The sequence below is a fragment of the Bergeriella denitrificans NBRC 102155 genome, from assembly GCF_001592185.1.
Classification (GTDB): domain Bacteria; phylum Pseudomonadota; class Gammaproteobacteria; order Burkholderiales; family Neisseriaceae; genus Neisseria; species Neisseria denitrificans.
The window spans coordinates 1-12,593 of sequence record NZ_BCWL01000038.1 but is presented as its reverse complement, the minus strand read 5'-3'; the positions used below and the strand labels follow the sequence as shown (position 1 = coordinate 12,593).

Here is a 12,593-nt window from a genome sequence, read left to right as displayed (position 1 = left end):
TGAAGCAACAAGTCCGCCGACCCGTACGATTTGTACTGCCTGCGGCTTCGCTGCCTTGTCCCATTCTGTGTTATTCGACTATATAATTTCCCTATACAGCACCTTCCCCGCCCGACAAAAAGCCGTCTGAAAAACACGGCAGATATTTCTTATCTGCTCCGTTTTTCAGACGGCTTTTGCATCAGGCTGCCGCTTATCCCGGCAATATACCCGAATTAGAAAGCGACATAAGTGGCCGGATTAACAGGCTTGCCGTTTTGGCGCACTTCAAAATGCAGCTGGGTGCGGCTGGCATCGCTGCTGCCCATTTTGGCAATGGTCTGGCCGCGTTTGACGGTTTGACCCTCGTTCACCAGCAGGCTTTGGTTATGGCCGTAGGCACTCAGGAAGGTGGAGTTGTGCTGGATAATAATCAGATTGCCGTAGCCGCGCAGGCCTGAGCCGGCATAAACAACTTTACCGTCGGCCGCTGCCACAACAGGCTGGCCTGCGGTACCGGCGATGTCCACGCCTTTGCTGCTGCCGCCGAATTGGGTAATCACGTTACCCGTAGTCGGGCGCTGCCAAGTGATGCCGCTGACCGTGCGGGTTGCGCCGGTTGCCACGGTCGGTGTGGTCGCGGCAGTAGCCGGTGCTGCGGCGGCAGGTGCGGATGCCGTACCGGCCGGCGCAACATAGCCGGCAGGTTTCACGCGCAGAACTTGGCCGATGCTCAGGGTATTGTCGGGCAGGCTGTTCCAAGCGCGCAAATCGTCTTGGGAAATGTTGTAGCGTTTGGATACGTTATACACCGTATCGCCGCGCACCACGGTATGCGTCGCCGCGTTGATGTCTACCGGCGCGTAGGAAGGAATAAACGTGCCGCCGACGCTGCCTGTATTGTAAGAGCCCGCAGTGGCCGCAGGCGGGGTATAAGGCACTTCTGCCGCAGAAGGCTGATAAGGGGTTTCACCGTAAGGATTGGCGGCCGCAGTGCTGCTGCCTGTGCCTGAGGCATTACCCGCAATCACGGGAGCGGGCTGCTGGCTCGCGCACGCACCCAACAACAGGGCCAAAGCGGCGGGAGCGGCAAAAGAGGCGGTTTTTTTCAACATATCGGAGCCTTTTATATGGGTTTTATTATCTGTCGGGGCATATCATAATCAAAATATGCCCTGTTCTCAAGTGTTGCGGGCTTTTTTTGTTGGGTAAATCCGCCGCCCGCCTATGCTGCGGCAGCAATATTTCTTTTGCATTCATTCACATCAATGCACACATCAGCGCATCGCACCTGCCCGCAGCAGACTTGGCCGTCTGAAAAAACGGCGGATATTCCGGCCGTTTTGATTTAGATTGAGACAAGGCAGTAAACCGCAGACAATACAGATAACACGAGACGGCGGACTTGCTGCATCAGCAGCTTAGCCAAACCCCCTCTTTGAGCCAGATGCAGTCAACGCTGTAGATTTTTGCTTTGAATTCACTATAAAATACGTGCTTTGTCATTCATCCGGTATCCCCATGCCCCGCCATCCCTACCGTCGCCTGCGTGCGCCGCAATCCCATCTGCCGGAAGTCGGTATTTCCGAAGAAGGCAATATCCGCTCGCTGCATTTGGGCAGCCCGACCATTCAAAGCTCGATGAATCTCGACCACCCTGCCGAGCTGGTGCTTTCCTACAGCCGCGCGATGATGGGCTGGCTGCTGTTTGCCGAACACAAGCCGCAGCACATCACCCAAATCGGCTTGGGCGGCGGCTCGTTTGCCCGCTGGATTGACGCTTACCTGCCCGACACCCGCCAAACCGCGGTGGACATCAATCCGCAGGTGATTGCGGTGGCGCGCAGCCTGTTCGAGCTGCCTTTTGAGGGGGAACGCTTTGAGATTGTTGAGGCCGACGGCGCGGAATACATCAAAGTGTTCCGCCACAATACCGATGTTATTTTGGTGGACGGCTTCGACGGCGAGCAGATTATCGATGATTTGGTATCGGAAACCTTTTTTGAAAACTGCCGCGCAGCCTTGTCGGACGACGGCATATTCGTCACCAACTGGTGGAGCGGCGACAAACGCTACCGGCTCTTTGTCGAGCGGCTGCTGCATATTTTTGAAGGGCGCGTGCTGGAGCTGCCGGCGGAAAGCCACGGCAATGTGGCGGTAATGGCGTTTCAAAGCAGCCCGAAAGAGCAAAATTTGGATCATCTGAAAAAACGCGCCGATAAGTTAAGCGATGTGTATGATTTGAACTTCAAGCGCATGCTGGCGGATTTGAAAGCCAACAATCCCAATAACGGCAAGCATTTTTATCTGTAATAAAAAAAGCCGTCTGAAAAATCATTTTTCAGACGGCTTTTTGCCAACCCGATAGCCCTTACGCTTTCAGCGCGGCGGCGACTTTCGCCACAATCTCGCCCTGCGGCACGCTGTGCGCTTCGTTGTCGCGGCGGTAGGCGTATTCCACATTGCCTTCTTTCAGGGCGCGGTCGCCGATGACGATGCGGTGCGGAATGCCGAGCAGCTCGGAATCGTTGAGCAACACGCCGGCGCGCTCGTCGCGGTCGTCGAGCAATACGTCCACGCCCTGCGCCAGCAGCGCGGCATAGATTTCGTCGGCAGCGGCTTTGACGCTTTCGGATTTTTTGTAGTTCATCGGCACAATCACGGCTTCAAACGGCGCCATAGCTTCCGTCCAGATAATACCTTTTTCGTCGTTGTTCTGCTCGATGGCGGCGGCCACCACGCGGGTGATGCCGATGCCGTAGCAGCCCATTTCCATGATTTGCGACTTGCCGTTGTTGTCGAGGAAGGATGCGTTCAGGGCTTTGGCGTATTTATCGCGCAGCTGGAACACATGGCCGACTTCGATGCCGCGTGCCAATTTCAGACGGCCTTTGCCGTCGGGGCTGGCATCGCCTTCCACCACGTTACGCAAATCGACAAACTCCGGCTCGGCGGCATCGCGGCCGAAATTGAAACCGGTATAGTGGTAGTCGTCTTCGTTGGCGCCAATCACCCAATCCGCGCCTTTTTCCGTTGCGAAATCGGCATAGACTTTGCCGGTGAAGCCGACCGGGCCGAGCGAGCCGCCGTTGGCGCCGAACTGCGCGGCCACGGCTTCGGGCGCGGCCATCGCCAGCGGCGATTTCACGCCCGCCAGTTTTTCGGCTTTGATGTCGTTGAACTCATGGTCGCCGCGCAGCAGCAGCAGCACCAGTTCGCCCGCTTCTTCGCCTTCGACCACGATGGATTTCAGCGTTTGCTCAACCGGAATATTCAAAAATTCCACCAGCGCGGCGATGGTTTTCACGCCCGGGGTGTGGACTTTTTCCAAAGCCTTGCCCGCAGCGGCACGCTCGCCCGCCAGCGGCAGGGTCGGCGCCAGCTCGACGTTGGCGGCGAAATCGGAAGCATCGCTGTAGGCAATCACGTCTTCGCCGCTTTCGGCCAGCACTTGGAACTCGTGCGAGCCGGTGCCGCCGATGCTGCCGGTATCCGCCGCCACCGGGCGGAAATTCAAGCCCAAACGCTCGAACACGCGGCAGTAGGCGTCATACATTTCCTGATAAGTCGTTTGCAGCGATGCGAAATCGGCGTGGAAGGAATAGGCGTCTTTCATCACAAATTCGCGCGCGCGCATCACGCCGAAGCGCGGGCGGACTTCATCGCGGAATTTGGTTTGGATATGGTAGAAATTTTTCGGCAGCTGCTTGTAGCTGTTGATTTCTTTGCGCACGATGTCGGTAATCACTTCTTCACAGGTCGGCCCCATGCAGAAATCGCGGTCGTGGCGGTCTTTGATACGCAGCAGCTCTTTGCCGTAAAACTCCCAGCGGCCGCTCTCCTGCCACAATTCGGCCGGCTGCACCACCGGCATCAGCAGCTCCACGCTGCCGGCGCGGTTCATTTCCTCGCGCACGATGTTTTCCACTTTACGCAGCACGCGCAAACCCATCGGCATCCAAGTATAGAGGCCGGAAGCATTGGCCTTGACCAGGCCCGCACGCAGCATCAGCTTGTGGCTGGCCAGCGCGGCTTCGGCCGGGGCTTCTTTCAGGGTGGAAATAAAAAACTGGCTGGCTTTCATAATCTCTTCTACTCGATCGAAAATAATCATCTATTGTAACGCAAAGCCGCTTTGTTTTGATATATAGTCGAAGAAATGAATTTCTGCTACGGCGTTGGCTCGCCCGGTATCAGAATTTCATTTCTCCGACTATAGCCGGACGGCACGCAATGCAGTAAAACCGCTAGCGCCCGGCCTTGTTCCGCGCAAAACGGCCGCGGCCGTTCAAGGGCTTTAGGCCATAATTTTCCTCTGTCAATGCACTTCGGCGGAGAAATTATCCACTACTTTGTTTTATTTGAAAATTTTGTTAACGCGTTGATGAATTTTTACAACAAATATAACTAATTGATTTTATTGATATAAATTTGCCTATTTTTTAATCAATCTAAGCGTTTGGTTGTCAGCAAAACGTTTTTTCACTTTATACCAAGATTACCCACAGAGTTATCCACAGAGTTTGTGTATAGTTTCGCACAGCCCCGCGCCGCCTGCTTCAGACGCTCTTCCGACATCGGAAAATTTGCGTTAGCATCGCCTTTTCCCTTTCCGAAAAGACCGAATATGTCTGCCCTGACCCTGATTTCCGAAACCAAAATGTTCAACGGCCGCCAAGCCCGCTACCGCCATTTTTCGCGCAGCACCCAATGCGACATGACGTTTGCCGTCTATCTGCCGCCGCAGGCGCTGCAGGGTTACCGCGTGCCGGTATTGTATTGGCTCTCCGGCCTGACCTGCACCGATGAAAACTTCAGCCAAAAAGCCGGCGCGCAGCGTTTTGCCGCGCAATGGGGCATCGCACTGGTGATGCCCGACACTTCCCCGCGCAGCGACGACGTTGCCGATGCCGAGGGCTACGATTTGGGTCAGGGCGCGGGCTTTTATGTCAATGCTACCGAAACGCCGTGGGCGGCGCATTACCGTATGTACGACTATATCGTTGAAGAATTGCCCGCGCTGATTGAAGCCGAATTTCCCGTTACCGGCCAACGCAGCATCTTCGGCCACAGCATGGGCGGCCACGGCGCGCTGCAAATCGCCCTGAAAAAACCCGAGCGCTACGCCGCCGTTTCCGCGTTTGCGCCGATTGTGAACCCGAGCGCGACCCCTTGGGGACAAAAAGCCTTTGCCGCCTATCTGGGCAGCGACCGCAGCGCGTGGGCGCGATACGACAGCACCGAATTGGTACAAACCGCCACGCGCACGCTGCCGATACTCATCGACCAGGGCGATGCCGATTCCTTTTATCCCGCCGAGCTGCAGCCCGAAACCTTTGTGCGCGCCGCCCGCGCCCGGGGCTTCAACGTGCAGTTCAATATGCGCCCAGGCTACGACCACAGCTATTTCTTTATCGCCAGCTTTATCGAAACGCATATCGAGTTTCACGCGCAGGCCTTGGGGCTGTAAGGCCGTCTGAAAAAAGGCGTTTTACAATAAAAAATACCGGCCACATTCGGGTCGGTATTTTTTATTGCGTATGACACATCTGCACATGATTTTCAGACGGCCTGATGCCGCGAATGATGCGCGTGCACGGTATCCTGCAGCCTTTGGTTGGCCACATGGGTATAAATCTGCGTTGTGCTCAAATCCGCGTGTCCCAGCATGGCCTGCACCGAGCGCAAATCGGCGCTGCCGTTAACCAGATGCGTGGCGAAGGCATGGCGCAAACCGTGCGGGCTTAAATCTTCGATGCCGGCCGCCGCCGCGTATTCTTTCACAATCATCCAGGCCAGCTGGCGGGTCATGCCGCTGCGTTTCTGGCTGACGAAAAACGCGGGACACAGCCGCCCTTTCAGCAGCTGCGGGCGGGCTTCGTGCCAATAACGCATCATCCAATCCGCCGCTTCGCTGTTCATCGGCACTTCCCGCTGCTTGCCGCCTTTGCCGATTAACACGATGCGGCCGCGCTCGAAATCGATGTTTTCCTTGGTGAGCGATACGGCTTCCGAAACGCGCAGGCCGGTGGCATACATCAGCTCCAAAAACGCTTTGTCGCGCAAACCGTGTACCGTCGCGGTATCCGGCCCGGCCAACACCGCATCGACCTGCGCTTCGGTAATCAGCTTGGGCAGTTTCTGCGCCAGCTTGGGCGCGCGCAAATCTTTAACCGGATTGTCGGTGCGGCAGCCGCTTTCCTCCAGCCAGCCGTAGAGCCGCCGGCAGGCCGACAAGGCCCGCGCCTGCGAGCTGTTTTTCTCTTCGGGCGCATACACGGCGGCGGCCAGCGCCAACGCATCGGCATCCAGCCAGCCGCTGCCGGCCGCGTGCAGCCGCGCTTCGATTTTGGCCAAATCGCGGCGGTAGGCCTGCTGGGTGTTGTCGCTCAGGCGGCGCATCAGCCACAGGTGTTCGAGAAAGTCGTCAATCAGGGTATCCATACGGCAGGCCGTCTGAAAATCGGATTTTCAGACGGCTTTCTCCTTAGCGGCTCAAGGTATCCAATACTTCCTGCGCGTGGCCGGCCACTTTGACTTTGCGCCATTCGTGGCTGATTTCGCCTTGTTCGTTCAAGACAAACGTGCTGCGCTCGATGCCCAGCGATTCTTTGCCGTACAGCTTTTTCAGTTTAATCACATCAAACAGCTTGCACACAGTTTCTTCTTTGTCGCTCAGCAACTCAAAGCGGAAGCCCTGCTTGGCGCAGAAATTCTGGTGCGCTTTCACGCCGTCGCGGGAGATGCCGACCACGGTGTAGCCGAGTGCGGCAAACTGCTCTAAGCGCGCATTGAAATCCAAGCCTTCGGTGGTGCAGCCGGGCGTGCTGTCTTTCGGATAAAAATACACTACCAGCGGCAGATGCTCGGCGGCGTGAAAATCCTTGCCGCTGCTGGACGGGAGGGTAAAATCGTAAGTTGCCATGAAAATATCCTTAATCGTTTGGGCAAAAGCCGTCTGAATTTAAAGCCGTCTGAAATATTCAGACGGCTTCGCTGATGTTTACGGGTCAGAATTTCACGCCTTTGTGCAGCGCCACGATGCCCGCGCTCATATTGTGGTAATCCACGCTGTCGAAGCCGGCATCCAGCATCATCTGTTTCAGCGTTTCCTGATCGGGGTGCATGCGGATGGACTCGGCCAGATATTGGTAGCTGTCGGCGTCTTTGGCAATCAGCTTGCCCATCACCGGCAGCAGCTTGAAAGAATACAGGTCATATACGCCTTCCAAAGGTTTATAGACTTTGGAAAACTCCAAGACCAAAAGCGTACCGCCCGGCTTGAGCACGCGGTGCATCTCTTTGAGCGCGGCGTCTTTATGGGTCATATTACGCAGGCCGAAGGCAACCGATACCAGGTTGAAATAGTTATCGGGAAACGGCAGCTTTTCCGCATCGGCCAGCGATACGGGCAAAATCAGCCCTTCGTTCATCAGGCGGTCGCGGCCGACGGTGAGCATGGAAGAGTTGATGTCGGTCAGCCACACTTCGCCCTCTTTACCCACGCGTTTGGCCCAGCCGCGCGACAAATCGCCCGTACCGCCCGCGATGTCCAGCACTTTGTCGCCTTTTTTCAAACGGGCGGTGTTGATGGTGAAATGTTTCCAAACGCGGTGTAGGCCGCCCGACATCACATCGTTCATAATGTCGTAGTTTTTGGCTACCGAATGGAACACTTCCGCTACTTTGCCGGCTTTTTCGCTCTCGTCAACGGTGCTGAAACCGAAATGGGTTTTGTGGTCGCTCATGGTGTGTACTTTCAAATAAGGGCTGTAAAGACGGCCGCGCTGCGGCGGCAGGCGTCAAAGCTGTGGCAGGCGGCACGCGGCGGCCGCCCGCAAAAAATCAATCATAGTCGAATAACACAGAATGAGACAAGGCAGCAAGCCGCAGGCCGTACATATAGTACGACAAGGCGCAGCAACGCCGTATCATTCTTATTTTAAATGACTATATTACGGATTTATCCGTTATCTATATAGATGCAGAAACGCAATCCGCCTCAATGCCGGCCGCAACCGCCGCTGCCGCAGCTGTGTCCGGCGCGGGCAGTTGCCTCTTCCGAAGCCTCGCGCGATGCGCCCGCTGCTTCGAGGCGGCGCAGATAATCCGCCCACATCTCGTCATAAGCATAGGCCAGGCGGTGCAGATACGGCCAATCGTAAAGGCCGCTGTTGTGGCCGTCTGAAAACGTAATCTTCAAAGCATATTGGCCGACCGGCTCCAAACCGCTTATCGTTACCCCGGCCTTGCCCGTCTGCAACACTTCCTGCCCCGGCGCATGGCCGCGCACTTCCGCGCTGGGCGAATACACGCGCAAAAATTCGGCCGGCAGGGATTTTGCCTCGCCGCCATAGACCAGCGTCAACACCGCGCGCCCTTGCTGCAGGCGGATTTCTTCGGGAATAGCAGATTGCGTCATATTATTTCTCAAGATGTTTGCGCAGCACCGCCACGCGCAGGGAAAACGCGCCGCCCGCCACCGCCAACACGGCCACCGCATAAAGCGACAGGCGGATTAAAGCCAGCTGCTGCGCCGCCGTCAGACCGAGCGGCACGATGCTCGCCAGCACATAAACCAGAAAAGCCAGCAGCATCAGGCCGATGCAGGTAAACGCATAGCGGGTGGCGGCTTGGATTTTCTGATGCGGGTTCATACAAAATCGACGGCATAAAACAAAGCGGTATTCTAACAGCTTTATGCGCGAATTTCGATACTGCCGCTTCATACCGCTGCCGAAGCATCACGCGACGATATTCCCAACGCCGCAAGCAAACCTGCTATAATCGCGCCGCAAAATAAAAACTATTATGATTTGCCTTTTAATCCAACCCCACATAAGGCCGTCTGAAAAGTGTTTCAAATTCAAAACGCCACTTATACCGTGCCCGGGCGCACCCTGCTGAACGACGTCTCCGTATCCTTCGACACCAATAAAGTGTACGGATTAATCGGCCACAACGGCTCGGGCAAATCCACCCTGCTCAAGCTGCTCACCCGCCAATACCTGCCGGCGGGCGGGCAGATTTTGCTCGACGGCCGCAATATCCGCAGCTATTCCACCCGCGAATACGCCAAACACGTTGCCTACCTGCCGCAGCAGCTGCCCGCCGCCACCGCCCTGACCGCCCGCGAGCTGGTCGCCATGGGGCGCTATGCCTGGAGCGGCCTACTCGGGCGCAACAGCAGCCGCGACCAGGAAGCCGTTGCCGAAGCCTTCCGCCTCACCCATACCGAAAAATTTGCCGATCAGATGGTCGATATTCTCTCCGGCGGCGAACGCTCGCGCATTTGGCTGGCAATGTGTCTGGCGCAGCAAAGCCGCTTCCTGCTGCTCGACGAGCCGCTCGCGCCGCTGGACATCGCCCACCAAATCGACGTGATGTCTTTAATCCGCCAGCTCTCACGCACGCTCGGCCTGGGCGTGATTATCGTGATTCACGACATCAATCTGGCCGCCCAATACTGCGACGAGCTGGTCGCCCTCAAGCAAGGCCGCCTGCTGAAAACCGGCAAGCCGTCTGAAATCATGACGTCCGCCGTATTAAAAGACATTTACAGCGTGGACATGAACATCATCAGCCACCCCGACAACGGCCGCCCCGTTGCCCTGCCTTAAACCCGCCGCGCCGCAGCAGATTTCATCTTCTACCCCATTATGATTGCAACCCGCCTACGCCGTTTTTCAGATGGCCTGACACATCCCGCCCGCGCCCTCTGCCTGGCTGCCGCGCTCTTATCCGCCGCCGCAGAAGCCGCGCCGCGCATTGCTACGTCCGACTGGACGATTGCCGAAACCCTGACCGCCATGGGACACCCGCCCGTGAGCGTGGCCGACCGCCGCGTGTATGATGTTTGGGTCAACTACCCGCCGCTGCCCGCCGCCGTAAAAGAAGCCGGCCTGCGCTTCCAGCCCAATCTCGAGCGGCTGCACCAAATCAAGCCCGATTTCTTTATCCAATCGCCCTGGTTTGCCGCCGCCAAGCCGCAGTTTGCCAAAATCGCGCCCGTGCACGAGCTGAATTTCGCCACCGACCAAGGCATCGAATACGCGCACACGCTCGCCACCACCCGCGCACTGGGCAAACTCATCGGCGACAGCCCTGCGGCGGAAAAGCTGATTGCCGACACCGAAGCGCTGTTTGCCCGCAGCAAGCCCAAGCTCGCCCCCTATACGCGCCGCCCGCTGGCGGTGGTGCAGTTTTCAGACGGCCGCCACCTGCGGATTTACGGGCGCAACTCCGTATTCCAGCCGGTAATGGACAAACTGGGCTTCCGCAATGCCTGGACGGGCGGCAGCAATGCCTGGGGCTTTGAAAACATCACCCTGGTCGATTTGGCCAAGCTGCCGCCCGACACCCTGATGATTATCGTCAAACCACATCCGCAAAACACCCGCACCACACTGGAAAAAAGCACGCTGTGGCAGCGCCTGCCCTACAGCAAACCCGCCAACCGCCGCGTGTTTGAAGCCGCCTGGAGCTACGGCGCGCTGCCGGCCATGCAGCAATTTACCAAGCAGCTGGCCGCCAAACTGCCGTCTGAAAAGGAGGCCGCATGGTAAGCATGTTCAGACGGCCTGCCGCCTGGCTCTGCGCGGTACTGGCGCTGCTCTGCCTGATTTCCGCCGTATGGATCGTCCGCCTCGAATGGCAGCTGCCGTGGACGCTGCTTTTTGCCGATGCCAACAGCCTGCCGCTGGAAGCGCTGACGGTACGCAACAACACCCTGCCGCGCATGGCGATGGCGCTGCTGGCGGGCGGCGGCTCGGCAGCGGCCACCATGCTGATGCAGCAGCTGATGCGTAACCCGCTGGCCTCCGACAGCACGCTGGCCGTAAGCAGCGGCGCGCAAACGGCGTTGGTGCTGGCTACGGTGGCCGCGCCCTCCCTGCTGCTTTACGGCGCATCCGCCGTGGCGTTCGGCGGCGCGGCGGCGGCTTTGGGCGCGGTTTTGTGGCTGTCTGCCCGCCGCGATTTGATGCCGCTGACGGTGATTTTGGCGGGCTTGGTCGTCAGCCTCTACCTCGGCTCGCTCACCGGCATCGTAATGCTGTTTTTCAGCGAAGAAACGCGCGGCGTGATGCAATGGGGCAGCGGCTCGCTGGTGCAGGACAGTTGGGCCGACACCTTGCAGCTGCTGTGGCGCACGGCTGCCGCCGCCCTGCTGGTGGCCGCGCTGCTCAAACCGCTGTCAGCCATGAGCCTGAGCGACGAGCAGGCCGTCGCCCTCGGCATACCGGTGAAAAAAATCCGCCTGCTGGCGCTGGGCGCGGCGGCGTTTTTGAGTGCCAACGTCGTCGCTTTTGTCGGCATGATGGGCTTTGTCGGCCTGGCTGCGGCCACGCTGGTGCGGCAAACCGGCTTCCGCACCCTGCCCGCCAGACTGCCCGCCGCATTCGCCCTCGGCGCGCTGATGCTGATGCTGACCGACAACGGCCTGATGCTGCTGAAACACTATTACCAAACCGACCTGCCCGCCGGTGCGGTAACCGCCTTAATCGGCGCGCCGCTGCTGCTGTGGCTAATGATGAAAGCGCCGGAACGCCCCGTTTTTCAGACGGCTTCCGAGCCAGCGCCGGTACGCCTGCACGCCTCTCCGCTGCTGCGCCGCCTGCCGCTGCTGGCTTTGGCCGCGCTGCTGCTGGCGCTGTTTGTCGGCCGCAACGAAGGCTGGATGCCCGTTATCGACACCGATTACCTGAGCTTCCGCTATCCGCGCGTGCTGCTGGCGGCGGCCACCGGCACCATGCTCGCGCTGACGGGCGTGATGCTCCAACGTCTGACGCAAAACCCGATGGCCAGCCCCGAGCTGCTGGGCATCAGCTCCGGCACGGCGTTCGGCGCGATGACGGCGGTCTTGTTGTTTGACATCACCTCGGGCAGCGGCCTGTTTTGGCTGGCGGGCATCGCTTCCGCACTGGCCACTCTGGGGCTGCTGATGCTGCTCAACCGCAACAACGGGCTGGCACCGGAGAAAGTGTTGCTGACCGGTATGGCGATGGCCGCGCTGGCCGATGCTGCCATCCGCTTATGGACGGCCAGCGGCGATTTCCGCGTTCAGCAGATGCTGATTTGGATGTCCGGCTCGACTTATCAGGCCACGCCGCAATCCGCTGCCGCCGTCGCGCTGCTGGCGCTGCTGCTGATGTTTGCCGTGTTGCCGCTGCAACGCTGGCTGGGCCTGCTGAGCCTGAACGCCACCGTCGCGCAATCCACCGGGGTGAATGTCGCAACGGCACGCCTGGTCTTGATTGCACTCTGCGCGATACTGACCGCATTGGCCACGCTGCTCATCGGCCCCCTAAGCTTCGTCGGCCTGCTCGCGCCGCATCTGGCCAACATGCTCGGCGCACGCCTGCCCGCGCAGCAACTGCGCTCCGCCGCACTCTTAGGCGCTGCCGTGATGATTTTGGCCGACTGGCTGGGGCGGCAGCTGATGTTCCCCTACGAAGTCCCCGCCGGCCTGATGGCGACCCTGCTGGGCGGTGCCTATTTCATGCTGATGATGCGCCGTCTGTAAACAGGACATATCTGAAAAACAAAAAAAGCCGTCTGAAAATCAATCATTTCAGACGGCTTTTTTCAGACGGCCTCTATAGTCGAAGAGTAAA

The 12,593-nt window shown here is 58.3% G+C and carries 12 protein-coding genes; 5 read left to right on the top strand and 7 right to left on the bottom strand.

The window, feature by feature from the left end; translation table 11 throughout:
- Window positions 1-215: 215 nt before the first annotated feature.
- Complete coding sequence (locus BDE01S_RS03930; RefSeq protein WP_066077659.1) at window positions 216-1,094, bottom strand: peptidoglycan DD-metalloendopeptidase family protein; 879 nt, start codon at window positions 1,092-1,094, stop codon at window positions 216-218.
- A gap of 406 nt (window positions 1,095-1,500) precedes the next feature.
- On the opposite strand from BDE01S_RS03930, the gene BDE01S_RS03925 reads away from it, so the two are divergent.
- Window positions 1,501-2,292, top strand: coding sequence for a polyamine aminopropyltransferase (locus BDE01S_RS03925; RefSeq protein ID WP_066077658.1), 792 nt, complete (start codon window positions 1,501-1,503; stop codon window positions 2,290-2,292).
- 58 nt (window positions 2,293-2,350) lie between these two features.
- Here BDE01S_RS03925 and BDE01S_RS03920 read toward each other — a convergent pair whose 3' ends face one another.
- Window positions 2,351-4,063: a proline--tRNA ligase gene (locus BDE01S_RS03920; RefSeq protein ID WP_066077656.1), complete on the bottom strand. Its 1,713-nt coding sequence runs from the start codon at window positions 4,061-4,063 to the stop codon at window positions 2,351-2,353.
- 543 nt (window positions 4,064-4,606) lie between these two features.
- Here BDE01S_RS03920 and fghA point away from each other — a divergent pair.
- The gene (fghA, locus tag BDE01S_RS03915; RefSeq protein ID WP_066077654.1) at window positions 4,607-5,449 is read left to right on the top strand and encodes an S-formylglutathione hydrolase; all 843 of its coding nucleotides are present in this window, start codon (window positions 4,607-4,609) and stop codon (window positions 5,447-5,449) included.
- A gap of 92 nt (window positions 5,450-5,541) precedes the next feature.
- Here fghA and BDE01S_RS03910 read toward each other — a convergent pair whose 3' ends face one another.
- From BDE01S_RS03910 to BDE01S_RS03890, 5 genes are all read right to left on the bottom strand, one after another.
- Window positions 5,542-6,423, bottom strand: coding sequence for a site-specific tyrosine recombinase (locus BDE01S_RS03910; RefSeq protein ID WP_066077653.1), 882 nt, complete (start codon window positions 6,421-6,423; stop codon window positions 5,542-5,544).
- 43 nt (window positions 6,424-6,466) lie between these two features.
- On the bottom strand, window positions 6,467-6,904 hold the full coding sequence (locus tag BDE01S_RS03905; RefSeq protein ID WP_066077651.1) for a peroxiredoxin: 438 nt from the start codon (window positions 6,902-6,904) through the stop codon (window positions 6,467-6,469).
- A gap of 85 nt (window positions 6,905-6,989) precedes the next feature.
- Window positions 6,990-7,727 carry a bifunctional demethylmenaquinone methyltransferase/2-methoxy-6-polyprenyl-1,4-benzoquinol methylase UbiE gene (gene ubiE, locus BDE01S_RS03900; protein ID WP_066077649.1) on the bottom strand — a complete coding sequence of 246 codons (738 nt, stop codon included), beginning with the start codon at window positions 7,725-7,727 and terminating at the stop codon, window positions 6,990-6,992.
- Window positions 7,728-7,981: 254 nt separating this feature from the next.
- Window positions 7,982-8,401, bottom strand: coding sequence for a gamma-butyrobetaine hydroxylase family protein (locus BDE01S_RS03895; protein WP_066077647.1), 420 nt, complete (start codon window positions 8,399-8,401; stop codon window positions 7,982-7,984).
- 1 nt (window position 8,402) lies between these two features.
- Entirely contained in the window at window positions 8,403-8,636 is a 234-nt protein-coding gene (locus BDE01S_RS03890) for a cytochrome b6 (protein WP_066077646.1), read from the bottom strand.
- Between the two features lie 198 nt (window positions 8,637-8,834).
- On the opposite strand from BDE01S_RS03890, the gene BDE01S_RS03885 reads away from it, so the two are divergent.
- Genes BDE01S_RS03885 through fhuB form a run of 3 tightly spaced genes read left to right on the top strand, consistent with a single transcriptional unit; the run spans window position 8,835 to window position 12,502 of the window.
- Window positions 8,835-9,599, top strand: a complete 765-nt coding sequence (locus BDE01S_RS03885; RefSeq protein WP_066077643.1) for an ABC transporter ATP-binding protein — start codon at window positions 8,835-8,837, stop codon at window positions 9,597-9,599.
- Between the two features lie 39 nt (window positions 9,600-9,638).
- A complete protein-coding gene (locus BDE01S_RS03880; RefSeq protein ID WP_066077641.1) occupies window positions 9,639-10,544 on the top strand; it encodes an ABC transporter substrate-binding protein in 906 nt (301 codons plus the stop codon).
- A complete protein-coding gene (gene fhuB / locus BDE01S_RS03875; RefSeq protein WP_066077640.1) occupies window positions 10,538-12,502 on the top strand; it encodes a Fe(3+)-hydroxamate ABC transporter permease FhuB in 1,965 nt (654 codons plus the stop codon). Before BDE01S_RS03880 ends, fhuB begins: the two co-directional genes overlap by 7 nt.
- Window positions 12,503-12,593: the final 91 nt, after the last annotated feature.